Here is a 25,063-nt window from a genome sequence, read left to right on the forward strand (position 1 = left end):
AATTTCAGCGAGTTTTCAGACTTTTTACTGGGTTTTACAACTTATGACTTGATGGAAGACGACGAAACAACGGATTCCAATGATTAATGATGATTCCCTGTTACTCTTTTTTTAACCTCATCCAATATTTCCAAATAAACGCCAGAACCCAAATGGTATTCGATGTCAGATTTTCCAGCGCCGTTCAAAATTTCCTCAAACTTCCAATCATAACGATTGGGATCCTTACCTGTATCAAACCAATCTTTGAATATGATATGATTTCCTTCTAACGAAACTTCGACTAGGTGGTAGGGTTCTGAATTTTTCCAATATCGTCTTTCTGTCATAATACTTAAATCTCCGTAAGCCAAAGTGATTTCATTTGGAAATTTACTTTCTGTTTTTTCCGTAGAATTTCAGAAATATAGATACACTATGCACTGCATGTTTACGAATTTCTTTTTGATTTGGCAAACTGGATTTACCAAGAAACATAGCCTGATTTAAATACGCAGATAGAATCAGCCAATTAAAATCTTCAGCAGCCTTTTTTTTATCTGCAATTTGTAACAAACCTTGTTTACAAAAATGATCAAATAGATCTGCCAGTTTGAGAAAAGCTAGCTTGGGCCCATTTTTGTAATAAACTGCCGCCAGTTTCGGAAACCTCTCTGCTTCACCAATCACAAGTCGTCGGAGTTGTATGACTTCTGGAGTTAACAAAACAGAAAGTTCTCCTACCGCATAACCTACTAAGTATTTTTTGATATCTCTTACTTCAATGGCCGGCTTTAAACTCTTATAGGAGTCCGCTGTTTTCCTTGAGGTTAAGTTGGTGATAATCTCTGTGAATAAAACTTCTTTACTGGCAAAATGTTTGTATACCGTCTGTTTGGAAACAGATGCTTCTGTTGCAATCTCTTCCATATTGGTGCCAAGATATCCTTTTTTTAAAAAAACTTGCGTACCTGCACTCAATATCAACTGATGTTTCTCTTCGAATAAACTCATTCATCCAAACCTTCTAAAAAAAACGTCTTGACGGATGTTTTTTTAATGCCTTATGATATTTGACAGTACTATACGGTCTAGTTCTATATTAATCAAAAATCCCGTCAGGTCAAACAATTATATAAAGGGAGAGAAAATATGGAAGAAGAAATGAAAACCTTAATTTTTGTACTTACTAGCATCAGTATTGCCTTGGCAAACATGGCCTGCGGTAGTCCATCGAACGACAATGATCCATTTTCAAAAGTGATCTCAGAAGACGGCACAACCATTGCTTATGAAAAAATTGGATCGGGTCAACCTCTGATTTTTATCACAGGAGCCATATGTCATAGAAAGTTCCAACCCATCATTGATGACGCAAAATACCTCAGTAAAGAGTTTACCGTATACAATTACGATAGACGTGGGCGGGGAGATAGTGGTGATACAGAAAAGTATTCCATCCAATCGGAAATCAAGGATATAGAAGCACTAATTGAAGCAGCAGGAGGATCCGCTTACATATATGGACACTCTTCCGGTGGTATATTGGCTATGGAAGCAGCTCTCACTCTAACAAACAAAGTAAAAAAAGTTTATATTTATGATCCATCTTATGTTTCAAACGAAAAGGAATATAAGGAATACCAATTAACAAAAGAAAAAGTCGCAACACTACTCAAAGAAAAAAAATATTCTAAGGCAATTGATGAGTTTCTAGTTTCGATTGGTATGCCAAAAATATTTACATTCTTTCTACCATTCACTCCTGGCTGGAAACGAACCGTACAACTGGCACCCACACTTCTTTATGATATAACCCTTACCGAGAATCTAGCTCCTACAGAAAGGTTATCAAAAATCAAAGTACCTATTGCGATTGCTTATGGAGAAGAAAGCCCTGAAGAAATTAAGAGAGTATCTCATTTGCTTGGCCAAACCATTCCGGGTTCTCTCTTACAAGGAGTCCCCAAACAAGATCATATGGTAGATACAAAAATTCTAGTCCCAAAAATGGTGGAGTTTTTTAATCAATAAAAATTGGATACGGTTCGTAATCTAATAAAGTTCAATATGAATTTGAGTTTTAATACGTAACACAAGTCCATAAAAAGCTTGGTATGTCCTGACCAATCTTTTACGATCAAAACAAAAAAAGAACCGTTTGAAATAGATTTACCTTGCAATTTTCGTCTCTGATAAATATGAATCAGTTCAGCAAGAAGGATAAACACGAATGATCATATTTCAATGCCCTACGGCAGTTACTGAATACCTGGAAGATAAAAAGATCGTTGTTCTTACACAGACAGGAAAAAACACTGGGGCCAATTTAAAAGACAGTTTAGACAAAGGAGTGGAAGCACTCATCAACAACAAGGCTGTCAAGTGGTTGTCAGACAACAGAAATATGGGCACACACACTGCAGAAGACGTGGAATGGTTGAACAACGACTGGACTCCAAGAGCGATCAAAGCTGGCTGGAAAAAATGGGCTCTCATCCAACCACAATCCGCTTTGTCCGCTATGTCAGAAAAAAACCTTGTCGATTTTTTTGCTACAAACGGTATCGAGGTTAAGATCTTCGAAACACCTGAAGAAGGATTCAAATGGCTGGAGTCAGTTTAGATTCCATTCATGAAACATAAAAAAACTACTCAATACTTAGTCCTATCGATAACACTGATCACAACCCAACTGGCTTCATTGGCGTATCAATTCATTGGTATTCCGAATCCAAGTTGGATCATGATCGTTTTACAATCAATCGGACTTCTCGTTTCACTTGTCACAATATCATTTGCTCTCGTACAAATCAAAAGTTATAAAAAACAATTTTCGATTATCCGAACCACAATCACAGATGCAATAAAAGGTAGTTTGCACATTGAACCGTCGATTAAATCAAATTTAAAAAAACGGAACGAAGTGGATTCAATCCTTCTTTCCTTATTTGAACTGCTACATATTTTTCAGGATATTATCACTCTATTAAAAGATGCGACCAAAGGATTAACTTCGTCCATCGACAATGCAAAATTAGTCGATGATACATTTAATTCTAGTTTAATCAGACAAAAAGATTATTCTCAAAATTTAGATCTAACAGTCCGTAAAATGACGGACAATATGACAAATATAGAAAATGCATCTACTAACAACTATTCAACCTTGGTTAGAGTTTCAGAAAGTATCAAACTTCTCTCCGAACATATCAACGAGTCTGAAAAAAATAGTAACCTATCAAAAAATCTAACGTTTGGTATCTCCGATAAAATCCAAAAAGGCAACAAAGCGATGGAAGAAATGGCAAATGTCATTGAAAACATTGCCGTCAGTTCCGGAAAAATTGAAGGTATGGTCGTTGTGATTAAAGAAATTTCGGAACGAGTCAATTTACTTGCACTCAATGCTTCAATAGAAGCAGCAAGAGCAGGTGAATACGGAAGTGGTTTTGCTGTTGTTGCCCAAGAAGTATCTAAACTTGCTACTCAAACTTCCAATAGCATCAAAGAAATTGATACGAATGTAAAACGCAACAAAGAAGAAGTAACTCTCAACCGACAAAAAATCAACGAAACCAATCAGTTATACAAAGAAATTATTGGCGAAGTAAAACAGATCTTTGAAAAAATTGATTTCATTTCGGAATCTGCGACAAACCAAATTCAAATCAAAGAAAAACTATTATTTGAATCAGAACAACTTTCTCAAATGTTGGCAGAGATCAAAGAAAACATTACAGACCAAAACAACTCGCAAAAATTAATCTCCGATGTTGCTCAAGCTATGGACTCTAGTGTAAAATCAACGTTTGCGGAAGGGGAAAATTTATCTAAACTTTTAGAGAAAATTAAATCTACTACAGATGACATCGGCGGTGTCATTTTATTATTCAAATAAACAAACCTCAGATACTAAGCTTTATCACATAACCTTTGTTTGCATACAAACAAAGGGAAATCCCTCAGTCGACAACCATCATCTAGGAACAAGGTTCGCATAACATAGTTTGAAATTTATTGCATTGTTCCTGGAAAAAAATTATCTTTTTTGCATTTTTTAGCATATCATTAGACCTTGTACTAAGATAGGGAACAAAAAACAACCTATCGCGTTATTTCTTACAATTATACCGCTATGGTAGCATATTTTCTGATTGCCGGTAGTCTACTTTCATGGTGATCATCTTTTTGAAGCTTTTTTTACCGCTACTATGGAATAAGTCACATGGATTCAAAAGAGCAAAGGTCGGAAACGACTCCCCTAAGGAAAACAAAATCAAAATATAATTTCGAAACCATTTTCGAGGCCCTTCCAGAGCTCTATATGCTCTTAGATCTAAACTTTAATATCATCAACGTCAGTGATGCCTATGCAAAAGCCACATTAATCGAAAGAGAAAAAGTAGTCGGGCATAATATTTTCGAAGTCTTCCCCGATAATCCTAGTGATAAAAATGCTGATGGAGTCAAACTTCTTAGAGCTTCTTTGATGCAAGTGCTTAACTACAAAGTTTCCAGCACAATGACATTACAAAAGTATGATATTACGAAACCTGATGGTACTGGATTCGAAGTTAGATATTGGAGCCCTAGAAACTCACCGGTGTTTGATAAAGCCGGGAACTTAATCTGTATTGTTCATTGTGCAGAGGATGTTACAGAATTTGTTTATTTAAAACAACAAAAATTAGAACAATCAGAAATTACTGAAGATATGTCAGAACGGATCGCCAAGATGGAATCCGAAGTGTTAACACGCGCTAAAGAAGTCATTGAAAAAAATGAAGCTCTATTAGATAGCGAACAAAATCTATCAATCACCTTAAGTTCGATAGGTGATGCTGTCCTTACTACTGATGAAAATGGAATTATCAATCGTTTAAATCCTGTTGCTGAAGGATTAACTGGATGGTCAGAAAGTGAAGCCATTGGACTCAATGTAAATGAAGTTCTAAAATTTATAAATGCAAAAACTGGGTTACCCAAAGACATTCCGATATTTGAGGTATTATCGACCGGGAAATCCAAGGTAAGTAGCCAAAATGGAATTCTAATCCACCGGAATGGAAGAAGGATCAATCTTTCAGATAACTGTACGCCGATACGAAATAAATCAGGACAGATCGTAGGATCGATTTTGGTTTTTCGAGATATTTCGGAGGAGTTTGCTGCAAAAACATTTTTAGAAAAAGCAAAAGAAAATGCCGAACTATCAAACAAAGCAAAGGATTCATTCCTTGCCACAATGAGTCACGAAATTCGTACACCACTTAGCGGACTGATAGGTATGTTAGAAATACTTTTTCAAACTTCGCTGAATGAAGATCAAAAGAGTATGGTCAAAAGTGCTTTGGGATCAGGGAACAGTTTACTCCGCATCTTAAGTGATATTCTCGATTGGTCAAAAATAGAAGAAGGTAAACTAGAATTATCATTACAACCAACATCCATCAATCAACTTCTGTCCGATGTGGTAACAACTTATTTACATATTGCAAGTGCCAAAGGTTTAATTTTATCCTATAGTGTTGATGAAAATATTTTAGACGCCCATATAATGGATCCACTTCGTCTATCACAAATTATAAACAATTTTGTCAGTAACGGAATTAAATTTACTTCCCAAGGAAATATTAAAATTTCCGCAGTTTTAATTAAAAATCTTACGGATGCACAACACATTCAATTTTCCGTCACTGATACAGGAATAGGCCTCAGTAAAAAAGACCAATCAAAATTATTCCAAACGTATACACAAGCAACTGCAGACACAGCGAGACTGTATGGTGGCACGGGTCTTGGCCTTGCCATCTGCCGAAGATTGGCGGATTTATTGGATGGCAACATCACGATTGATAGTGAACCAGGTGCTGGTTCTACATTTAGCATCACTTTACCTCTTCCTATTGCTACACATGACCTAAACCATCGAAGCCCAATCACAACGGAGAATACTTCTGTTGAACCTATTGTTTATTCTCAATCATCAACCCCTCGCATTTTAGCTGTGGATGACAATTCGGTGAATTTAGAGCTTTTAACTCGTCAACTTGAAATATTGGGACTTCAGGTTGATGGAGCAGAAGACGGCGAAAAAGCCATCACGTTATGGCAAGCAAGCGATTATGATCTGATCATTACGGATTGTAACATGCCTGTCAAAGATGGGTATACGTTAACAAAAGAAATTCGAAATATTGAAACTTTCAGCTATCAAAAACGAATCCCTATCATAGGTTATACTGCCAATGTTTTAAGTGAAGAAACGGAACGATGCCTATCCATTGGCATGGATGAAGTTTTAATTAAACCAGCGCGATTAACAAATCTTAGACAAACCCTCCTTAAATGGTTACCAACAATCATTGATCCAATCCGCAAAAATTCTTCTGACGTAAATGTTAACACAGATTCATCGAACTAAAGAATTGAACTAAGAGATCATTATTTTGTGCGGATAAAAGTTTTTTCTGCAATGATTCGATTTACATCGAAAAGGTTAATAGAATCATAAACCTAATCCTACCTACCCAATTTACCGGAACCAATCCTATGCCCCAAATTACTGAACTAGAAACCTTAGAAGCTGTACAAAATTATTATGGAAAGGTACTCCAAACAAACAAAGATTTAAAAACCTCTGCTTGTTGTAGTGTTGAATCATTACCGTCCGCATATTTACCGTTAATTTCAAAAATCCATCCTGTTGTAAAAGATAAATTCTATGGATGTGGATCTCCCTTTCCTCAAGCATTAACAGGAAGAAAAATTTTAGATTTGGGATGCGGATCTGGAAGAGATGTTTATTTATTATCCCAATTGGTTGGGGAATCGGGTTCAGTGGTCGGAATCGACATGACAACCGAGCAACTGGATGTCGCAAATACCTACCTCGAATACCATAAGGAGCAGTTTGGATACAAAAAATCGAACGTTTCTTTTATCAAAGGTTATATAGAAAATTTAAAATCCTGCGGAATCGAAGACAACTCTATTGATTTAGTTGTTTCTAATTGTGTCACAAACCTTTCACCTAACAAAAAGTCGGTTTTTTCCGAAATATTCCGAGTTCTGAAACCAGGTGGAGAATTGTATTTTTCTGATGTTTTTTCTGATCAACGAATTCCGGAAGAACTCAAAGAAGATCCCATTTTGCTTGGAGAATGTTTAGGTGGATCCCTTTATACTGAGGATTTCAGAAGATTACTCACGCAATTAGGAATTAACGACTTTCGTGTGGTTTCTCAGTCAAAAATCAACCTACTCAACCCAGAAATTGAAAAGAAAGTGGGGAATATCAATTTTTATTCCATTACATTCAGGGCATTCAAAATTCCTTTGGAAGATCGTTGTGAAGATTACGGTCAGGTTGCTTATTACAAAGGAACCATTGATGGGGCTCCCCATAGTTTTACATTAGATGATCATCATATTTTTTTCACAGGAAAACCAATGTTAGTTTGTGGGAATACCGCAGATATGGTCTCTACCACTCATTACAAAGATCATTTCCAAATCATTGGTGATAAATCAAAACATTTTGGATTATTTGATTGTGGGCCAAACCCAGTTGCTTCAGGAGACCAGACACCAGGTGCTTGTTGTTAATCGAACTTATAAATAACTGGTATTACATTGTATCTATAATGTATGTATGATTAAAAACTAGTTTCAATCACACTATATTGATGCGTGAAACTAGCTTGCATTATTTTCGTATTAGTTTAAAATGATTGGAAGCGTAAATCATTTTAAAGAATTTAAAATTGTCGGAAGTTCATTGTAAAAATCTCTTAAATCGGGTTCATACAATTTTGGAGTAAATTCCGGCACATTTTTATTGTTTATATGCCCCTCACTTTTATTTCCCCACCAAGCAGTTAACAATGTATACCGACTTTTGTAAGACTTTTGATAAACCAAATTTAAATCTTTATCATACACAAGAATGTCGGTATCTGCAGGTTTTGTAGACCACAACGGTGTAGTCCCAAGAGTAAACATAAATATATGACCTGTCAGCAGTAACCGTCCAAAATTGGCACCAGATCCCTCTTCATCAAATGCGGGACCATGGATGCCTAGAATATAAAAATCTACATCTCGATTTTTTAAATGAAAGGTTGCTGAGTCACCCTTCCCTCTGACTTCTACTAACTTTTCTATCTCACGACTTCCAGACTTCTTCACCTTCCCAAGATATTCCAATATAAATGTTTTTACCTTTTCCGGTGATACATTTGTATTAATTCCAGTAACTTCGATTTCATCGATGGGCTTTCCTAAAGAAACTAACTTAGTTGTTGGATTGGAATAGTCAAGTAAGGCAGTCGTAGTTACTGTTCTACCAGAGGTGTAAGAAGAATAGGCATAAGGATAAAAACCAATGGTTGCAATCTTTTTGTTGATCACCCGGTTTTCATCAATGGCAGGTAATGGTCGAATGTAATGCCTATGGCATGCGGTAAAAAGCATACAAAAGATACTTAACTTAATGATATTTGATTTCTGATTCAGAAGTAATGTAAACATTGAATCTAAATACCACATAATACTCGTTTTTCTATACTTTTTTTCTCAAATGGATCTTTTCTATTCGATTCTTTAAACAGTAATATTTTGATCTCTATTTATAAAAATAATTAGAAATAGAGATCTACTTTCTAATGTTATTTTAAGGAAATTGCAGTTGAATTTTCATCTAAAAAGATAAGTTTTTCTGGTAAAATTTCTTTAGGTAAAAAATAGATTAACGTACGAGTTGCCACTTCATTTGGTTTGAGAGTCAGTTTTGTTTCAATTTTACCTGTTGCAAAATTGTTTCCTTGTAAGTCCTCTTTAATATCTTCTGAGAAACCAACTTCAAAATGTCGAACAAACGTAGGTGAATTTAGTTTTTTTACTTCTTTTCCCTTATCATCCATAATTGTCACATAAGTAGGTTCAAGAGCAATTTTAGCAAACGTAACTTCATGGTCTGCTGACTTTAAATTTTTTATAGTAATTGTAATATGAATCAAACGTAGGTCACTTGAATTTGGGTAAAAACTTCTTCCACCGGAAGCAAAACTGTTAGGTCCGTCAGTTACTTTCACAACTTCAATTTCTAAATTTTTGGATTTTGATTTAACATTTTGTTTCAAAATGAGCGGAGTTGCACAATTGATGAAAACAAAAAAAGGAAGAAGAAGGGCTGTTAGTTTAAGATTTCTCATACACACAACAACAATTCTTTAGAAAAAAGGGTCAATCTATTTTTTAATCTTTGTTAGTTGCTTATCCCCGTAAACCTTTTACCCACGTAAAAACACTAGTCTAACAGGCGGTATAGGAGTATTTACCCCTATACCTAAAAAAGGAATTACTTTTTCTTTCCAGCTGTTTTTTCAACAACAGGAGTTCCTTCTACATAAACACAATTTAGGACTAACCAAACACCATGTTTTCCTTTAATTGTTACATCTTTTAATCCAGTAGCGCCCGGTGCTTTGGTAAGTGCATCACGAGTTGCCTCAGCAATACTTTGGTTATACCAACCATTATTACCCACTGCCAAGCTACATTCACGACCTTCGACAGGGCCAGACCCAACTACTTCTAAATTTGCAGGAGCTTCCAAAGAAAATTCTTTAAAATTACCGACTTTAGTGGAACAACTAACAGCAAATGCAATTGCTAATAATGACAACCATTTCATATTCTTTTATTTCCTTACCTATTATTTCAGCTTTCTAATTTGAGCACAAGCAGACGCAAATTCAGCGTTCCATAGTAAACCAACATTTTGGTTTTTAACATTACCTTTTGCTTTTGCATCGGCCAACACATCATCATAAATCCCTACGATGATCGTACCACATTTTTCACCCAAAACAGTTTCCGACAATTCTGTCGAATCATTTTCTGCTGGAACAATGTATCCCACTTTTCCTGCAGTCACACAATTTGACAAAAAAACGATAATTCCAAGAAGGAATATTTTTTTCATTTTTGTTCTCCTTAATTCGAATAAGGAGAATTCTTTTATTTTTTATGTAAAGAAATAAACTTGGTTCAGGTCTTTTTCTTAAAGATATTGTTCACCGCAAAACAGTGGCAGTTGCAAAACGAAGAACAATTGTTTCTCTTTTTTTTTAAAAAACATTTTTAGTGTAGCTGAAATTAGCTAGTGTTTGCCGAGGAGGATCTAACCTCTGCTACCCAATGGTTCTTATCCAAAGGATACTGTATCAGTCTGACCCCGAATCAAACGTTCGCTTTTGCTTTGTGCTTACGGATGATACATTTAGCTTTTTTTTTGCTGTTTTTTAATGAGAAAGAGTATTCACAAATCCGAATTTTCCGATTTACTATTTTTTTAGAATCATTTAACTTCGTATATGTTATGAAACCGATCCTCCTTTTAACCTTACTTCTCTGTCTGTTAGGCTGTAAAAAAAAAGACTCCTCCGATACGGAGACTACCCTCCTTGCTCTATTCCTCCTGTCTCCTAGTGATGTCGTCTTCGAACTGGGTTATCCTGGTTCACAAAACCAATTACAGAACACTGCTCTTGCAGGTAAAACATCGGGAATCACGATAAAGGTAGGTGGAGTCACTGCGACGGGTGTTAGCTCCGTTGGTTCCGACACTATCCAGTTTACAATGCCAACCATCCCAGGAATTACCGAAAATGCGGCCGTTGATTTTGTCGTCGAAAAGGATGGAGCCGTTGTACACTCCACAAAGGTCCGGTATAGACCTCTCGTTAGTTGGACGATCAACCAACCGCATTCTACTTTTCGTTCCATCGATGGAAGGGACAATAAAAGTTTTTTTCAAATTACAGCCACTACAGCAATGCATGTTTTCAACACTTTTGGACATGGAAGCTCTGACTTAGATATCCATTACTTTACTAGTTTGAATGGAGCAATGATTCCCTTCGCAGAAAAAAGACAAACCGGATCTGAATTCAATCGGGTATCACTCAATGCAGGAACCGTTTATGTTATGGTAAAACATATCAGTGGATTTGGTGGAACTTATAATTTACAGGTTGCTAACAGTGGAGTTGTGGCAAGTTCCTCGGCTAAGTTGACCTATTCAGGTTGGACGTTTAATCTATGTTATGATACAATGGGGACAGGACCTGCCACAGCAGACACCTGTGCAGTACAAATGGCAGTATACAGCCCGACAAGGACCGGACGTTGCACCTATCCCGGGGATAACGGCTTAACCACTAGAAATTATTATGCTGAAGGTGGATTTGCAAATCAAACAACCAACCAAACCGGTTGTCTCAATCCAGGTGGCGGATCCTCTAACGAAGCGGAAGCTATCTTTATCACAGAGTAATCACTCAACTTTCATAATCAAAGAAAACGAACGAACTGGTTCTTCTTGGAACCAGTTGGCCTCGCCCCTTAACTTTTGTTCTTAATCAACCGATACCCTTACCTTTTCGCTATACATCGAGTCAATCAATGATTGGTATTTTGCAGTGATGATATGCCTCTTCATTGAAAGTTTTGCAGACAATTCATCACCTACTTCAAATGCCTTCGGAAGTAATCGCACTTCACCAATCTTTTCAAAACTTTTAAATCCATTTTCTGTACGGATCATACTTTTTACTTCTTCTTCCATTTTCTTTTGAACCGATCGATTTACCGCTAGTTCTTCATAAGTAGAACCAAATTCTTTAAACTTTTCCAGTGCGGGAAGGATTAGAACACCTAAATACTTTTGATCTTGACCCACAACCATCACATGATCGATGAATAATGATTGGCCAAGTTTGTTCTCAATGGGTACAGGTTCAATATTTTCTCCATTGAGAAGGACGATCGTTTCTTTCGTTCTACCAACAATTTTCAAAGTATCATTGTAAGTAATAACCCCAAGATCTCCTGTATTCAACCAACAATCGTTTGACAGGACTTTGGCGGTAGTCTCAGGCCTTTTGTAATAACCTTTCATAATCTGAGGCCCACGCACATAAATCTCACCTTTGATTCCTTTTTTTGGTGGATAGATTACTTGTCCTGTTTCTATATCCTTCAGTAAAATTTCTGTTTCCGGAAACAAGGGCCCTACACTACCAACCACTAAATGTTTGGGAGTACGGAAGGCAAGTCCTGGGGAAGTTTCTGTCAGCCCATAGCCTTCGAATACGGGAATACCAATTGTGTTAAAGAACTCATCAATATGAAAGGGCAAAGAACCACCACCAGAAACTGTACCTCTTAACTTCCCACCAGTCACTTGTCTAATTTTCCGAAGTATCATTGTATCAAAAATCAAATACGGAAAAAAGAAAACTATGATTGAAAAGAATGAGAAGATAAAAAGTGCGATGGACTGTAAAAAATTTCGACCATTCAGATCTAATCGATTTCCTTTAAAAAAATGGACTGCTCTTTGTATATAGAGCGCACTACGATAAGCCACGCTGAACAATACTTTTCTTATCCAAGAACTTGTTTGAATTTTTGCCTGCATACCTTGATAGATACTTTCCCAAAGCCTTGGTGCTGAGGCCATAAAGGTAGGTTTCACAATCGATAAATCTTCGCGAATGTTTCTCACATTACTATAGTATTGTATCGCACCCATAGCAACCGTTCCCATTTGAAAAACTCTTTCGAAACTATGCCAAACAGGGAGAATGGAAAGAAATCGATCCTTTGGACCAATATCGATGGGAATATTCTGTAATTGCGAAATCATGTTTTTATGAGTCAACATCACTCCCTTAGGTTCTCCTGTGGTTCCAGAAGTATAAATGATTGTGAATAAATCCTCGGGTTGGATCGCAGCAATTCGTTCTTCAGCCCTTCTATCCCCTAACTCACGCAAACCTCTCCCCTTTGCGATCAAATCACTCATTTTCAAAGTATTTACAATGGACTTCGGATTCGTATCGACTTTGTTTTTAGCATTCAGACTCTCTTTTTTGTTTGTGACAGCCGAGCCCTCATCCATAAGAATCACATGTGTTATGTTTGGTAGATCTGCTAAATTTTTTTCCACCTTTCGTAGCGTGGTTTCGTTTTCTACGAATACTATTTTGGCATCAGAATGCGGTAGGATGTATCGAATATCACCATCAGTCACATCGGTTCCGCGTGGAACATCTGCGGCTCCACAAAACAAAATTCCATAATTGGTGATGATCCATTCTTTTCTATTATCAGAAAGAACTGCTACATGTTCTCGAGCTTTCAATCCAAGATCAATTAAGCCAGTGGCGAGTGCGATACCCTCTTCATAGACTTCTCGAAAACTAATCATAGAGAATTGTTTATTTTGATTCCGTGTTCCAAACGCTGGTTTGTCCCCATACTTCTCCGCACTCTCATAAAACAATTCTGCTAAGTTTTTCGCTCTGACTTTTGAACTCATATCTATCTCCGATAAAAGTACAATATCAGATTAAAAAATTCAGTCTTGAACGGAACGGCTACCGGGAAAAGAAAATGGCAGAAAAGGGTTCTTTCTTTTTTGTAAAATCAGAAGGCCCCACACCAAAGGATCTACGAAAGATCCGTGTGAAGTGAGACTGATCGGCAAACCCTCCCTCATGTGCAGCATCAATTAAGTGTGGATGGTTCGCTAAATAGTCAACTGCCTTCTTTGTTTTCAACCAAAGTCGATATACAGAAAATGGAACCCCAGTTTCCTCGCGAAACAAATGACGGAATCGTTCTACTGATAAAGAAGCTTCTTTTGCTAAGCGAGGGAGAGAAAAATCTTCGAGCTCTACGTTTTGAATGCTCTTTTGAATGCGGATATCCAATCTACGGCTCGTATGGTGAATAAAATCTTTATTGATGATTTCGAGAAGTAAAGTACGAACTTTTGTACTCTGTAATTTCAGAATTTCGCCTATTCGATGTTTTGTTTCTTCAGTGAACAAATCTCCCACTTCAAATGCCGTATGATTTGCAACCAAACTTCTATCATAAAAAAGTTGGAATCCTGTAGTTAATGGATCCAAATAAAGCAAAGTTAAATTCCCTTCCGCACACCTCATTTCATGGCTCACACCAGAAGGAATACAAACAGCCCGATATTTTTTCCAATCACCATCTGACGTGCGTAATTCAACACTACCCGAATCAGGTAAACTGATCTGAATATAAAAATGGCTATGCCGATGTGTTGAAAACCCCTCACCACGATAGGTCGCAAAATCATCCCAGATCAGAAATTGTTTCATTGTTATGGATTCAAAAATCAGACAGATCCCGTTTTCTTTAACTGGAAATATAGAACAAGGCTACGAATTCCAAAATAAATAAAAAAGAAAGACACAAATCCCATCATGATTTCTGCAACAAACCCATTGGAGCAAGAAACCCAAGTGCAAAAAATACTAAGGCCCGCAAATAAAGCTAAAAATCCATTTAATCGTTGTTTTTCGATAAAATAAAGAATAGATAAGATGACCATAGCAATTCCAATCGCACCCCATTTCCACCAAGTAGCAACCTCCAAACGAGGAAGGAGATCACTCACGTCTTTCAATGAGTCCAAACGAAATAAAATTTGGTCTAAAATATAATTTTCATACAAATCAAAGGGAACAATGGTTACACTAACAAAAAGACCTACACCTGCTAACCAATTGATTCTTTTAGATTCAAAGAGTATAAGACAGAAAATCAAACCTGCGTATAAAAAAGGAAAAACGATATCCAAGTTTTGACCAGCTCTCATGTCCGAACGAATTTGGATCGCCATCTCCCCACTCCCTGTTAGAAAATTTAAATCCTCCGTTGATTGAGCCAATTCAAATGCAATGATGGGAGTTCTAAAACCTTCACTCAATGTCCCTTGGCTTGGATAAATAAAAAGTCCAATGAGAGAAACGAACAATGTGGAAAAACCAAAAATGGCGATGAGTTTTTTAGATCGCAACAATTGCATACAAGAGAACTCCTAAAACAAAAAGTTTACAATCTTTCTCACGATTGTCACTCTCTAATCAGTTTCATTGAACCGAATCTGTATACGGAGTTGTATTTTTATTTTCTCGTTTGCGTTCCCCATTTTGTTTTTGTTTTGAAATTCTTTAGATGCCGGGTCGGGCTCCTCCGGGGTGCGCGTTCGCTCCCGTCCGCCAAACGGCGGACCAAGCCCTACCGATCCCTAACGCGGGACACTGTCTCAATTGTACTACCGAAAAGCATCTTCTAATGGTTTGAATACTTCCTGACTCGTACCTACAGGCATAAAAAATCCAATGCTATCGATAGATTTGGAAGAACCTCCATAAATTTCAATCGCCACAGAAGTTTCTGCTGTTTCCGCAATTAAAATCTCTTGGAACTTAGGATACACTTTGGTCGGTGCTAAAAAGTAAGATAAAAAATTCTTAAAAGGAAAAGAAGCACTCAGTCCATTCATTTTAGGAATGGAGAAGGTTTTAAATTTACTAGCCACTTGTTTTTTTTGTTCCGCAGAAAGTCCTTCCAATCGGCAACCGAGTACAGATCGTAATTTAGCTGGCTCCGTATCGGGGCTGTCTAAATAAATTGCTAAACTATCACAATCAGTAATCCCAATGGACTCCCAATCTTTCTGAAAGTTTTCCCAACTGGTTCCAATATTCTCATAAGCTCCTTTATGGGTTGCAAAGTAAATTTCTGTTTGTGCGAACGATTCACGACTGACAGTGACTTGCCCAAAACCACCCATATAGCCGTAAAAGGCGACAGCGAGCAGAATCAAAGCTCCTAGCGATATCCCAATGTATTTTAATTTATTCATGTTTCTCTCCAGTTTTATTCTTCAACATAAACTTAATCCATTTCACTTGGAAGCGAACTTCCTGCACTCTTTTCAAATTGAAGCATTCTTTCTCGACTGATACCGATTAGGTTGTGTTTTAAGGACAACTGGTCTCCTAAAAAATCAGGAGCCAAACGAATCTCCACCACACGAAACCAAGTTTCCTTGGGTGGAACCGTAAAGGCATGATTCACACACAAACATTTGAATTTAAATCCAAAACTATGTTCTACAGGTAGAGCGGAATGCGGTGCCGCAAAAAAGTATACGGGTGTATCGGTCGGGTTTTTCATCACCAGAAGAAATTGTTTTTTAGAACCTGGTTTCAGAACTAAACTACTTTCAGGAATGATATCCCCAAAGGGAGTTTGTTTTCCTTCTTTTACGGATCCGGTAGTCCATAAAGCAAGAGTTTGAGCCCCACTTGGTTCTCTAATTTCCATCTGTAAGGGAAGCGTTGTATTTTCCCATTGGATTTGAATCGAAACCTTACTTGCCTTTATTGGATTGGATATAGAAGTTTCAGTATGAGAATGTTCGTTTTTTTCACCTTCGCCTCCACAGGAGAAGGTGAAAAAAAAAAGTACAAACCAAATAACAACTGTATTTTGATAGAATTTCATTTTTATCAAAACTCTATTCCAAACTTAGTTCCAAGGTGGAGAAATCTAAGTTTTCTGTTTTTTTAGAATTAGTTAAATAGAATTGTTTTCCACGCATTTGTAAGGTCACAAACTCCTGGAAAATTTTTTCTGTATTGTTGGGATCAGGATTTTTGACAAGGTTACAATCTCTTCCGCATCCATTACAATCTCCTCCACCGTAGTCTAAGAAATTTGTAAAAGTTTGTTTGCGAAGGAATCCAAAAATTCGCATATGAATTTTTCCTGGAGAAATTTCTTTGATTTCATAATTTCCCATTCCATAAAAACGATGACTGCTTTCTTCATTGGCATCATAATTAGTTCGAGCAGTAGATCCTTCTAAAAAGAAAGTTCCATCCGAACGGAGCCGAATCGTCCAATCAGAGGAAGTTGGTGGATCTAAATTCTCTTCTACCTGGACTTCCGTTTCTGCGCCTGTTGGCAAATCAGAAACCGCCTCCTCTGCAACTTCTGTCACTTCCCTACCTGTCAAACCACGATTGAGTACCTTTCGTAACGATGCCTTCGCAAATGCATCAAAGTTTTTTGCCGCAGTATCTTTTGATTTGGGGAGAGTGTCCATGGCAAACCAATCTCCATCATCTCCAAAACGTAACTCAGATAAGACGATCCCTTTCTCCGTTAACCCAGGATAAATTTCTTCCACTTTCATTGTTAATTTTTTTCCTTTGAAAGGAGTGGGCAGTTGGACTTCTTGACTACCCATGGTATCTTCTAGATTGATTTTTGCCGAATACCCATCATCCCCTGTCAAAAGGAAAGATTTAACTCGACCGTTTTTAATACAATGGACATCAGATCTTTGGTATCCATTCCAAATCTTCAACACAGATATTTTTTTCTTATCCGCAAAATCAAAGTTAAATGCAACACCAACTCCACCTTTGATTGATGAATATCCATTTTCATATTTGGAATCAAAAAGATTCATAACGGAATATGTGGGTTCCGGAGAAGCCGTCTCGGAAGCGGAAACAGAACCCGAGATAATTTCTGGCGCATACGTTCTATAGGTCCTTTGTTTTTCATCATAAAACTTAACAGACTTGAGGCAGATATTTTGGTTTCTTTGAAAGTTTAAAGTAACTGACCTTGCCTGCACTACTGGGTCAAAACTGACTTCTGAATTGGATTTTTGAACGTCTGTACTCGCATAAACTTCATCAAAGTTAACATAGGCAGCAATACGATCTTTGAATGGGCCTGAACACGATTCAATAGAAACCTTACTTAAAGAAAAAGCATTGTCTGCATAAAAATGCAATTTGACAAACTCGGCACCAGGTTCTGCTTTCCATTCTTTTCCATCTAACACAAGAAAGGGGAGACCATTTTCCATTGATGTAGAGGTAACCATAGAAAAGTGGAGTTTTTTACCACAATTCACCGTCAAAACTGCGATTAGGATCAAAAGCGGAAGCAAATACGATCTAAGTTTCATATCCTGTCCTTACAAAATGTGGATCAAGGAGAACTCATTGTACAAAGAAGGCAAGATATTTTTTAATGACTGGCTGTGTCTTTTAAAACCCTTTCCCAAGACTCAGCATTCAATGCCCCCACAATCCAACGACCATTGACCCAAAACGTGGGAACAGAACTCACTCCCAATGCAATAGCTTCCTTCATATCACTTCGCACTTGGGAAATATATTTCGAAGAAAGAGTCTTCGCCTGGCACTCCTGAAACGGTTCCCATTCAGTGACCTGCAGTTCATCGCCACGCATTATTTTTTTGGATTGAGAGTATAACAACTGCATATGGGTCTGAAAATTCCCTGGATCTTTTTCCCATAAACAACGACCGAGAGCCAAAGGACGAAGTCCCTCATCAGATTCCCCATCCAAAGGAAAATCTTTATGTACATAAAAAATCTGAGATTTGTATTTTGCCAAAAGATTTTTAGTATGGGGAAAGGTATCCTTACAAAAACCACATAAGTAATCGCTCCATTCCACAATGACCCATTTCGAATCCGAAGAACCGAACTTAGGTGAGTATTTCAAATCCAATCGTTTCAAAATATTGGCATTATTAGTTGAGAGAGTTTTTTCTTGCCACTGTATTCCTGCTTGGTGAAATAACCGACTCCAAACAATGCGAATCCGAATCGATTCCCTTAGTCGGTCAATGGCATCGGTATCTGAAATCTCAGGTGGTAGAGATTTTCTTTCCTTGGACCAAAACTTTCCAATTTCCTTGTCCGTAACTTGGGAACGTTCCCATTCTCTCCATTCCGTTAGGGTCTTACCTTGGTGGCGTGCTTCTTCATTTAACCTCGCCAAATGAGAGTCAGATGATAAAGAGCGCTTAATGGTTTCTTCACTCGGCAGAGATTCTGGTAGAAAAGCATCCTGTTTGGCATTTTCGCCACAGGATAAAAAGAAAAGAATCAAAAGAAGAAGAGGCACAATCAAAATTTCTCTAAACAAAATCCCAAGGCAAGATTTTTAATCATCCGCATTCAAATTAAAGAAATAAAACTCTCGCTTTTCTATCAACATCTGTTTCATTTACCTCCGAGGTATTCAGAATGAATTTTATCTTTTCTCATATCAAATGGATCATGCTCGTTTCAGGGATCATTACTTGTTCCATGATCCTGTCTGCCCTTCATCCAAGTTTAGGACTCACATTAACCTTTGGTGATACTCTCAGTGGTGATTTATCCAATATCATTGTTCGGAATTGGGGAGCATTGATTGCGCTTGTCGGAGGAATGTTAGTTTACGGCGCCTATAACGAACCAAATCGGAATTTGGTTCTTGTCGTAGCCTCAATTAGCAAAAGCACTTTTGTTCTACTCAATTTGATTTATGGTAGTGCATACTTTGCAAAATCGGGAGTAGCCTTAGTATTTGATTCGGCTCTCGTGATTATCTTTGTTTCGTATCTACTTTTGCATCAATCAAAGAAATAAAAAGAATCCAGAAAACTTAAAATAGAAAACCAATGACTGGGATCACCCTGCGGTGCGTAAAAATAAATTTTACCTTTATTACCTACTCATCGCATCTTCCAAAAATTGATTCAAAGGATATAAGTTCCGAAACGATTTCACGGTCTCGCTTGCAAAGTCATTGGAAGTTAAATCGGCATTTTTTATTTTTTTAGCAACGGCAAAACCTTTGTATTTCAAAAGTTCAATCATCGGATGATCCTTAGCAAAACCTTTCGGTGCCGTTTTTAATTTTTCTGCATAAAACTCTGTTCCAAAATCCTGAACAAACTTAGGATCTTTCAAAATTTTTTGGAATGTTTTGGAATCGGCAATCATCCTTTCTCTAATTTTAAATAATGATTTTGGATCTGGTTGGTAAGAACCGCCACCGATCAAAGAGTCATTTGGTTCGATATGCAGATAATAACCAGTGCCTTCAATTTTTTTGCCCCCTCCTCTCATAAAGATTCCGAAGTGAGTTTTGTAAGGACTTTTATCTTTTGAAAAACGCACATCTTTATAAATTCTAAAAATACAAGACTTCGGATCGACACCTTTCAAACTTTTATCAAACTTTTCAATTTCAGATAATAAATATCCAGTGAGGGATACCAATTCACTTTGAATTTCAGTAAACCTATCTTTGTTTTCGATAAACCAATTCCGGTTGTTATTCAATTTTAGTTCCGATAAAAAATTTAGAATATTTTTACTAATTTTCATTGCTTAAGAATTTCCCATTTCGCCATTTTGATTTTTATCGAAGAATTCGTAAAATAGAATGGAGTAGTCACATAACACAGTTTACAAAACTTTTTCACAAGAAACGATCGCATTTATGACTGAATCTTTTTCCTTTCTTGAAATTATACACAGGGCTTTAGCGCAAACAGTCGGCCCCATGAGTGCGTACGAAATCTGGAAATTGGCAGAAAAGAAAAAATGGGAAATGGATCCTCCGGGGAAAATGCCGTGGATAACTATCGCCGCTCAAATTTATGTAGATATCAAAAAAGAGCCATATTCCATGTTTCTGCAGGTGAGTAAAAGACCTAGACGTTTTGTTTTGAGCGAGTGGGGAGAAGCCGTCGATAGAATGATTTCTAAAATTAATTCCATTGTTTTGGAAAAAGAAAACACTCCTATAAAAGAAAGAGAGTTACACCCAACTCTTGTAAAATTTGTGTTTACCCACCCGCACTTCAAAGCCTACACAAAGACGATCTATCATGAAATTTCATCCAAAACAACGAAAGGAAAAAATCGATGGTTACATCCAGATCTTGTCGGAGTCAGATTCAATTTTATTAAATATACAGAGGAAACAGTTACCCTTCAAAAATTAATGGCAGTCGCTGATTGTTACCTCTTCTCCTTCGAGTTAAAAGTAAATTTGCATTTTGGAAATCTCAGACAGGCATTCTTCCAAGCTGTGTCCAATTCTTCCTGGGCTAACGAAGGTTATTTAGCCGCGGTAAATATAGAGGAGGACCCTGACTTAATGGATGAATTAGCAAGACTGAGTCAAGCATTTGGGATTGGCATCATTAAATTGAATCCCACCAAGCCAGAAGAAAGTGAAATTTTATTCCAATCAAACTCAAAAATAGATTTAGATTTTGCAACAATCGACCGTTTGGCGGAAGATAATAAAAACTTCAGAGACTTTTTGAAAAACATTGCAGCGGATGTAAAACTAGGAAAAGTCAAAAGTCTATATGATCCAAGAGAATAGATACAAATCAATTGTGTATTTGGTGCTTTGCCAAGCGGGCGTTCCCAATGGGATTCTTGTTTGGCACTTAAATCTGATAAGGGTCGGACTCTTCCGGGGTGCGCGTTCGCTCCCGTCCCCCGCCATCTAACGATGACAGGTGACCAAGCCCTCCAGATTCCTAACGCGAGGAAATCTTCCCGTATCGCTTTATAAGCGAATTAATGATTCGATGTTTCTTTCTTAGAACCAACATATCAGAAGTAAATTAGTCCCAATTGTATCCGTTTTTGCCACCGGATGTCATTTCCTATGGTGAATTCATAAAATAGTTCGTTTTTGTACTAAATAGCAAGAATATGAAGGAATTGAGAATGTCTCTATTCAGCGCACAAAAAACATTTGTTAATCGATATTTCTGGGATACTCCTTGCTAAATAAAGTCATTTGCCATTTAATGGTAAATGATTCACAGCATTATCGTTCATTTAACCACTAGAGTAGTCCCCCACTTTCTTGCATTCTGATCTCTTCTTTAAGTTTTCCCCTGCATTTTCGTTGAGTTTTTACCCGATCTCCCATATGGGTTAGTTGTATTTAAATTTTCAATATTGAAGAATCAAAAATAAACTTTTGAGGACATCACATGTCAGTAAACATATACGTAGGTAACCTTTCTTATGAAATGACGGAAGGAAAGTTAAATGAACTTTTTTCCGCACACGGAGCAGTTACATCTGCAAAAATCATTATGGACCAGTATTCTGGTAATTCTAAAGGTTTCGGTTTTATCGAAATGAAAGAACGTAGCGATGCAGATAAAGCAATCAGCGATTTGAATGGAAAAAACATTCTAAACCGCGAAATGAAAGTAAACATCGCTAAACCAAAAACAAACAACTGGAACTAAGTTCCATTTAATTTTTGATTTCAGCCTTGAATGCAGATTCAAAGGCTGGGGTCAAAATATGGAATGCTTACCCTATTTTCTTCCCCGATTTCGGTAATTACATCTAAGTCAAAATTTCCCTAACAACTCTATAAATCAAGACCGCTTAACAAGCATTATCCCAAACATTAAATAGATTGAAGTTTGCGATATGGCGCGATGAAGACATTTTGCAATTTCAAAATTTTGGGAATTGCGTTTCACCAGTGAGAATGTCGACCGTTCTTTCCCCGTAGAACCTCCGCAGCTTCCGACTGGTAAGGAAACTGCCAAAATTAATCATTTTAAATTCAGTAATTGAAACAATTCCTAACTTAAAAGTCTTTTTTAAAGACCTTTTTCGGTTTATGCAAGACGATACCTTGTTTTTCATTGAGGTTCCACATTTTATTGCCTATTTTAATAATAGGAGGATCGATGCGTTTTCACATCTAACATCCAATTGGTTTACGGTAAAGTTTTTCGAACATCTATCGGTTGGTTATCACTTTGAACTAATTGATGTGTCCATTGATTCCACAGAGGTGGATCTATTTATTTGTTAGGTAAAAAACCAATGAAAATAAAAGTCTTCCTTCAATACCAATTTCTGTTCAGAAAATCATCACAGAGGAAATTCAATTTTTAAATGAATCCTCTTTTGAAAAGTTTAGGAATGAAATAGATGATATAAAATCGAAACTCATCGAGAAACTTTTATTATTCAAATCAAAAGGATTCACATTGTGTGGTTATGGTGGAGGACTAAAGGCTGCTACATTATTGAATTGGTTGGCTATGCCTGATCTCGAGTATACGGTTGATAAAGATCCATATAAAGTTGGGAAATTTATCCCGGGATTGAATCTTCCTATTTTAGAAGTTGGAACTTTAGAAACGGATGAAACGAAAAAAGTAATGATTAACCTTGCGATCAACTTCAACGAAGAAGTGGAAAGTTCACTGTTCTCCCTATTAAAAAATGGGGATATAATTGTCCATGTATTCCCAGAAATGAAATTTGTTGAAATAAACAAGTAAGACAGAAACTGGGAAGTTAGCCTACATTTACGAATACATCGAATAATACCATTTGAATTTCGGTAAATCGATCTTTGTTTTCAAGAAACCAGGTTCGATTGTTATTTAATTTTAATTCAGATAAGAAATTTAGAATATTTTTACTCATTTTCATTATGGATGCATTTCCTTAATGATGGAAGATTCCTTTATTTTCACCATTCATATCCAATTTCATATCCGAATATAAGATGCAATCAACGATAAAAAGCCATCGCATATACCGATGGCTTTTCCGAACTATTGTTTATGATAGGGGTTTTTTAAACATATACTACCATCAGTTTTTCTTTCGCCAATTCGCCCACATGACGCGATTGGTACCATCAATGGAAACAACGACCCACGTATCATTGCCATAAGCCACTGCATACCAGTAATTGGCAGCTGTCGCCATCCGTGGTGTCCAGTTGATTCCATCCGTCGAAGTCATGATCCGATTGGTTCCCGTCGGCGACGTGGCCAGAAAAAGTCCATTTCCATAACTAACAGCAGTCCATTCATTGGCCTCAGCAGCCGCACGTGCCGTCCAATTGATCCCGTCAGGCGAGGTCATCACTCGGTTTGTTCCCGATCGTGCCACTGCCACAAAAAGTCCTTTCCCATAGGTGACAGACTGCCATCCATTCGATTCGGCAGCCGTACGAAGTGTCCAATTCTTACCATCAGTAGATGTTGCCACACGACTCGTTCCAAATACACTGACAGCCACATACAAACCATTCCCGTATGTGACATCACGCCAAGATTGAGCCGCCGGTTCCGTGTTTTTCGTCCAGGTCGTGCCATCTGGCGAGGAAAAAAAATGGCTACTAGAACCGACAGCTACAAAAAGATTATCTCCGTAGGTAACAGATTCAAACTGACCACCGGCATGAGTGCGTGTCGTCCAAGTAATCCCATCGGCCGATCCCATAATGTTCCCTGTATGAGCACTACTCCCACTGGCAACGGCCACCATTGTGTTATTTCCATAAGCAATATCCAGCCACTGCTCTGCACTTCCAGCTGCCCTTGCCGTCCAGGTTTTTGCATCAGGAGAGGTCATGACTCGGTTGGTCCCACTTTGCGCTACAGAGATAAATTGATTGTTCGCAAAGCCTAATCCAGCCCAATTATTGGCTTCCGGAGCATTCGCACTGGTAAATTCACTAAAAGTACAATCCTCTGGTTTGGTGATACAGGTGCTCGTGGTTTGATTAGCAAGAAGTAAACCGAGACCCATGAGTTGGTCAGCATTGTTTTCATTCTGTTTGCAAGAAACAGCTAAAGTTCCCAGTAGACAAACTGCCACTAGGGATTTATAAAACGCGAGGGATAGGAATTGATTCATTAACTCTCCATTTAGTAAATCTTGCCGTGCGAACCTTGGCATCGACAAGTGATCCTTGTTCAGACACTGGGTCCAAATTCGGAATCGGCTCTAATTTCTTCGTGAGTTTTGGGCTCAGTCGAGGAGAAAATGGAACCATCAAGGAGATTTAGACAAATTTTTAGGGTTTTCGAGAAGAATTCGCGGGATTTCGGGACAGACCTACCAATTGATAGTGAATTTCAGGATCAAAATAAAGTGTGCTCCCAATGAGATTGGATTCTGTTTAGATGATTGAATCAACCAAGGGCGCCTGGGCGACCCCGAACTAAAAATAAGCGTCAGAATGCCTTCCTGACTCCTGCCAGCTGAACTTCCTGTTCAGACTGGCGAGCTCCGTAATCCTGCTCCGCCCATGTCAGAAATGCATTCTGACATGGGAACCCATGCGATATCTAGATTGGTCTTAGAACATAAAAAAAGCCTCTGATCTTGTGACCAAAGGCTTTTCCCAACATTTGTATACGACATGTAAACGAACAAACAACGCTATAATCTATACATACACGTTAACACGTGTATATTGTAATATGGTCAAGCCGATCGAGCGATTAGTATCACTTGGCTGAATCCATTACTGAACTTACACCTGTGACCTA

Annotated in this window: 26 protein-coding genes; 10 read left to right on the top strand and 16 right to left on the bottom strand. The window is 37.5% G+C overall.

The genetic code is table 11. The annotated features are described in order from the left end of the window. Positions 1-83: 83 nt before the first annotated feature. Positions 84-329, bottom strand: a complete 246-nt coding sequence (locus tag JWG41_RS05720) for a hypothetical protein (protein ID WP_205268980.1) — start codon at positions 327-329, stop codon at positions 84-86. A 43-nt stretch (positions 330-372) separates the two neighbouring features. Further along, positions 373-993, bottom strand: coding sequence for a TetR/AcrR family transcriptional regulator (locus JWG41_RS05725; RefSeq protein WP_205268981.1), 621 nt, complete (start codon positions 991-993; stop codon positions 373-375). A gap of 150 nt (positions 994-1,143) precedes the next feature. On the opposite strand from JWG41_RS05725, the gene JWG41_RS05730 reads away from it, so the two are divergent. The 5 genes from JWG41_RS05730 to JWG41_RS05750 all read left to right on the top strand — a co-directional run bounded on the left by JWG41_RS05730 (position 1,144) and on the right by JWG41_RS05750 (position 7,590). Then, entirely contained in the window at positions 1,144-2,013 is an 870-nt protein-coding gene (locus JWG41_RS05730) for an alpha/beta fold hydrolase (RefSeq protein ID WP_205268982.1), read from the top strand. A gap of 199 nt (positions 2,014-2,212) precedes the next feature. Beyond that, on the top strand, positions 2,213-2,605 hold the full coding sequence (locus JWG41_RS05735) for an STAS/SEC14 domain-containing protein (protein WP_205268983.1): 393 nt from the start codon (positions 2,213-2,215) through the stop codon (positions 2,603-2,605). A 9-nt stretch (positions 2,606-2,614) separates the two neighbouring features. Next, positions 2,615-3,880: a methyl-accepting chemotaxis protein gene (locus JWG41_RS05740; RefSeq protein ID WP_205268984.1), complete on the top strand. Its 1,266-nt coding sequence runs from the start codon at positions 2,615-2,617 to the stop codon at positions 3,878-3,880. Between the two features lie 327 nt (positions 3,881-4,207). Further along, positions 4,208-6,406 (top strand): ATP-binding protein, encoded by a 2,199-nt coding sequence (locus JWG41_RS05745; RefSeq protein ID WP_205268985.1) that lies wholly within the window; start codon positions 4,208-4,210, stop codon positions 6,404-6,406. A 128-nt stretch (positions 6,407-6,534) separates the two neighbouring features. Beyond that, entirely contained in the window at positions 6,535-7,590 is a 1,056-nt protein-coding gene (locus JWG41_RS05750) for a methyltransferase domain-containing protein (protein WP_205268986.1), read from the top strand. A gap of 138 nt (positions 7,591-7,728) precedes the next feature. Here JWG41_RS05750 and JWG41_RS05755 read toward each other — a convergent pair whose 3' ends face one another. The 4 genes from JWG41_RS05755 to JWG41_RS05770 all read right to left on the bottom strand — a co-directional run bounded on the left by JWG41_RS05755 (position 7,729) and on the right by JWG41_RS05770 (position 9,970). Beyond that, the gene (locus JWG41_RS05755; protein WP_205268987.1) at positions 7,729-8,532 is read right to left on the bottom strand and encodes an Lp29 family lipoprotein; all 804 of its coding nucleotides are present in this window, start codon (positions 8,530-8,532) and stop codon (positions 7,729-7,731) included. Positions 8,533-8,651: 119 nt separating this feature from the next. Continuing rightward, positions 8,652-9,125: a hypothetical protein gene (locus JWG41_RS05760; protein ID WP_232373751.1), complete on the bottom strand. Its 474-nt coding sequence runs from the start codon at positions 9,123-9,125 to the stop codon at positions 8,652-8,654. Between the two features lie 218 nt (positions 9,126-9,343). Beyond that, positions 9,344-9,679 (bottom strand): hypothetical protein, encoded by a 336-nt coding sequence (locus JWG41_RS05765; protein WP_205268989.1) that lies wholly within the window; start codon positions 9,677-9,679, stop codon positions 9,344-9,346. A 21-nt stretch (positions 9,680-9,700) separates the two neighbouring features. Then, on the bottom strand, positions 9,701-9,970 hold the full coding sequence (locus JWG41_RS05770; RefSeq protein ID WP_205268990.1) for a hypothetical protein: 270 nt from the start codon (positions 9,968-9,970) through the stop codon (positions 9,701-9,703). A gap of 396 nt (positions 9,971-10,366) precedes the next feature. On the opposite strand from JWG41_RS05770, the gene JWG41_RS05775 reads away from it, so the two are divergent. Next, the gene (locus tag JWG41_RS05775; protein ID WP_205268991.1) at positions 10,367-11,323 is read left to right on the top strand and encodes a hypothetical protein; all 957 of its coding nucleotides are present in this window, start codon (positions 10,367-10,369) and stop codon (positions 11,321-11,323) included. 81 nt (positions 11,324-11,404) lie between these two features. Here the strand turns inward: JWG41_RS05775 and JWG41_RS05780 are convergent, their stop codons facing one another. The 7 genes from JWG41_RS05780 to JWG41_RS05810 all read right to left on the bottom strand — a co-directional run bounded on the left by JWG41_RS05780 (position 11,405) and on the right by JWG41_RS05810 (position 18,840). After that, complete coding sequence (locus tag JWG41_RS05780; protein WP_205268992.1) at positions 11,405-13,372, bottom strand: AMP-dependent synthetase/ligase; 1,968 nt, start codon at positions 13,370-13,372, stop codon at positions 11,405-11,407. 58 nt (positions 13,373-13,430) lie between these two features. After that, a complete protein-coding gene (locus JWG41_RS05785; RefSeq protein ID WP_205268993.1) occupies positions 13,431-14,189 on the bottom strand; it encodes an AraC family transcriptional regulator in 759 nt (252 codons plus the stop codon). Between the two features lie 17 nt (positions 14,190-14,206). Next, positions 14,207-14,899, bottom strand: coding sequence for a hypothetical protein (locus JWG41_RS05790; RefSeq protein WP_205268994.1), 693 nt, complete (start codon positions 14,897-14,899; stop codon positions 14,207-14,209). Positions 14,900-15,148: 249 nt separating this feature from the next. Then, positions 15,149-15,742: a hypothetical protein gene (locus JWG41_RS05795; protein ID WP_205268995.1), complete on the bottom strand. Its 594-nt coding sequence runs from the start codon at positions 15,740-15,742 to the stop codon at positions 15,149-15,151. A gap of 32 nt (positions 15,743-15,774) precedes the next feature. Further along, positions 15,775-16,386, bottom strand: coding sequence for an LIC11469 family lipoprotein adhesin Lsa20 (gene lsa20, locus JWG41_RS05800; protein ID WP_205268996.1), 612 nt, complete (start codon positions 16,384-16,386; stop codon positions 15,775-15,777). Between the two features lie 13 nt (positions 16,387-16,399). After that, positions 16,400-17,869 (bottom strand): NADase-type glycan-binding domain-containing protein, encoded by a 1,470-nt coding sequence (locus tag JWG41_RS05805; protein WP_205268997.1) that lies wholly within the window; start codon positions 17,867-17,869, stop codon positions 16,400-16,402. A 62-nt stretch (positions 17,870-17,931) separates the two neighbouring features. Further along, the gene (locus tag JWG41_RS05810) at positions 17,932-18,840 is read right to left on the bottom strand and encodes a thioredoxin domain-containing protein (RefSeq protein WP_205268998.1); all 909 of its coding nucleotides are present in this window, start codon (positions 18,838-18,840) and stop codon (positions 17,932-17,934) included. Positions 18,841-18,962: 122 nt separating this feature from the next. On the opposite strand from JWG41_RS05810, the gene JWG41_RS05815 reads away from it, so the two are divergent. Continuing rightward, a complete protein-coding gene (locus tag JWG41_RS05815) occupies positions 18,963-19,349 on the top strand; it encodes a hypothetical protein (protein ID WP_205268999.1) in 387 nt (128 codons plus the stop codon). Between the two features lie 78 nt (positions 19,350-19,427). On the opposite strand, the gene JWG41_RS05820 is transcribed toward JWG41_RS05815, so the two are convergent. After that, a complete protein-coding gene (locus JWG41_RS05820; RefSeq protein WP_205269000.1) occupies positions 19,428-20,093 on the bottom strand; it encodes a DUF2461 domain-containing protein in 666 nt (221 codons plus the stop codon). 115 nt (positions 20,094-20,208) lie between these two features. Between JWG41_RS05820 and JWG41_RS05825 the strand changes: the two genes are divergently transcribed. From JWG41_RS05825 to JWG41_RS05835, 3 genes are all read left to right on the top strand, one after another. Further along, positions 20,209-21,105 carry an HTH domain-containing protein gene (locus tag JWG41_RS05825; RefSeq protein ID WP_205269001.1) on the top strand — a complete coding sequence of 299 codons (897 nt, stop codon included), beginning with the start codon at positions 20,209-20,211 and terminating at the stop codon, positions 21,103-21,105. A gap of 625 nt (positions 21,106-21,730) precedes the next feature. Beyond that, on the top strand, positions 21,731-21,994 hold the full coding sequence (locus JWG41_RS05830; RefSeq protein ID WP_040506173.1) for an RNA recognition motif domain-containing protein: 264 nt from the start codon (positions 21,731-21,733) through the stop codon (positions 21,992-21,994). A 639-nt stretch (positions 21,995-22,633) separates the two neighbouring features. Continuing rightward, on the top strand, positions 22,634-23,053 hold the full coding sequence (locus tag JWG41_RS05835) for a Rossmann-fold NAD(P)-binding domain-containing protein (protein ID WP_332461280.1): 420 nt from the start codon (positions 22,634-22,636) through the stop codon (positions 23,051-23,053). A 16-nt stretch (positions 23,054-23,069) separates the two neighbouring features. Here JWG41_RS05835 and JWG41_RS21120 read toward each other — a convergent pair whose 3' ends face one another. Together JWG41_RS21120 and JWG41_RS05845 are read right to left on the bottom strand one after the other, a co-directional pair. Then, positions 23,070-23,207 carry a DUF2461 family protein gene (locus JWG41_RS21120; RefSeq protein ID WP_332461279.1) on the bottom strand — a complete coding sequence of 46 codons (138 nt, stop codon included), beginning with the start codon at positions 23,205-23,207 and terminating at the stop codon, positions 23,070-23,072. A gap of 165 nt (positions 23,208-23,372) precedes the next feature. Next, entirely contained in the window at positions 23,373-24,425 is a 1,053-nt protein-coding gene (locus JWG41_RS05845; protein ID WP_232373753.1) for a hypothetical protein, read from the bottom strand. Between the last annotated feature and the right edge of the window lie 638 nt (positions 24,426-25,063).

Source organism: Leptospira chreensis, assembly GCF_016919165.1.
Lineage (GTDB): Bacteria > Spirochaetota > Leptospiria > Leptospirales > Leptospiraceae > Leptospira_A > Leptospira_A chreensis.

Coding starts and splice junctions, on each gene's coding strand:
- JWG41_RS05770 (WP_205268990.1), bottom strand. CDS start 9,970: ATGAAAAAAATATTCCTTCTTGGAATTATCGTTTTTTTGTCAAATTGT.
- JWG41_RS05730 (WP_205268982.1), top strand. CDS start 1,144: ATGAAAACCTTAATTTTTGTACTTACTAGCATCAGTATTGCCTTGGCA.
- JWG41_RS05815 (WP_205268999.1), top strand. CDS start 18,963: ATGAATTTTATCTTTTCTCATATCAAATGGATCATGCTCGTTTCAGGG.
- JWG41_RS05780 (WP_205268992.1), bottom strand. CDS start 13,372: ATGAGTTCAAAAGTCAGAGCGAAAAACTTAGCAGAATTGTTTTATGAG.
- JWG41_RS21120 (WP_332461279.1), bottom strand. CDS start 23,207: ATGAAAATGAGTAAAAATATTCTAAATTTCTTATCTGAATTAAAATTA.
- JWG41_RS05755 (WP_205268987.1), bottom strand. CDS start 8,532: ATGTGGTATTTAGATTCAATGTTTACATTACTTCTGAATCAGAAATCA.
- JWG41_RS05735 (WP_205268983.1), top strand. CDS start 2,213: ATGATCATATTTCAATGCCCTACGGCAGTTACTGAATACCTGGAAGAT.
- JWG41_RS05845 (WP_232373753.1), bottom strand. CDS start 24,425: ATGAATCAATTCCTATCCCTCGCGTTTTATAAATCCCTAGTGGCAGTT.
- JWG41_RS05720 (WP_205268980.1), bottom strand. CDS start 329: ATGACAGAAAGACGATATTGGAAAAATTCAGAACCCTACCACCTAGTC.
- JWG41_RS05795 (WP_205268995.1), bottom strand. CDS start 15,742: ATGAATAAATTAAAATACATTGGGATATCGCTAGGAGCTTTGATTCTG.
- JWG41_RS05745 (WP_205268985.1), top strand. CDS start 4,208: ATGGATTCAAAAGAGCAAAGGTCGGAAACGACTCCCCTAAGGAAAACA.
- JWG41_RS05775 (WP_205268991.1), top strand. CDS start 10,367: ATGAAACCGATCCTCCTTTTAACCTTACTTCTCTGTCTGTTAGGCTGT.
- JWG41_RS05825 (WP_205269001.1), top strand. CDS start 20,209: ATGACTGAATCTTTTTCCTTTCTTGAAATTATACACAGGGCTTTAGCG.
- JWG41_RS05805 (WP_205268997.1), bottom strand. CDS start 17,869: ATGAAACTTAGATCGTATTTGCTTCCGCTTTTGATCCTAATCGCAGTT.
- JWG41_RS05740 (WP_205268984.1), top strand. CDS start 2,615: ATGAAACATAAAAAAACTACTCAATACTTAGTCCTATCGATAACACTG.
- JWG41_RS05750 (WP_205268986.1), top strand. CDS start 6,535: ATGCCCCAAATTACTGAACTAGAAACCTTAGAAGCTGTACAAAATTAT.
- JWG41_RS05725 (WP_205268981.1), bottom strand. CDS start 993: ATGAGTTTATTCGAAGAGAAACATCAGTTGATATTGAGTGCAGGTACG.
- JWG41_RS05765 (WP_205268989.1), bottom strand. CDS start 9,679: ATGAAATGGTTGTCATTATTAGCAATTGCATTTGCTGTTAGTTGTTCC.
- JWG41_RS05830 (WP_040506173.1), top strand. CDS start 21,731: ATGTCAGTAAACATATACGTAGGTAACCTTTCTTATGAAATGACGGAA.
- JWG41_RS05820 (WP_205269000.1), bottom strand. CDS start 20,093: ATGAAAATTAGTAAAAATATTCTAAATTTTTTATCGGAACTAAAATTG.
- JWG41_RS05790 (WP_205268994.1), bottom strand. CDS start 14,899: ATGCAATTGTTGCGATCTAAAAAACTCATCGCCATTTTTGGTTTTTCC.
- JWG41_RS05785 (WP_205268993.1), bottom strand. CDS start 14,189: ATGAAACAATTTCTGATCTGGGATGATTTTGCGACCTATCGTGGTGAG.
- lsa20 (WP_205268996.1), bottom strand. CDS start 16,386: ATGAAATTCTATCAAAATACAGTTGTTATTTGGTTTGTACTTTTTTTT.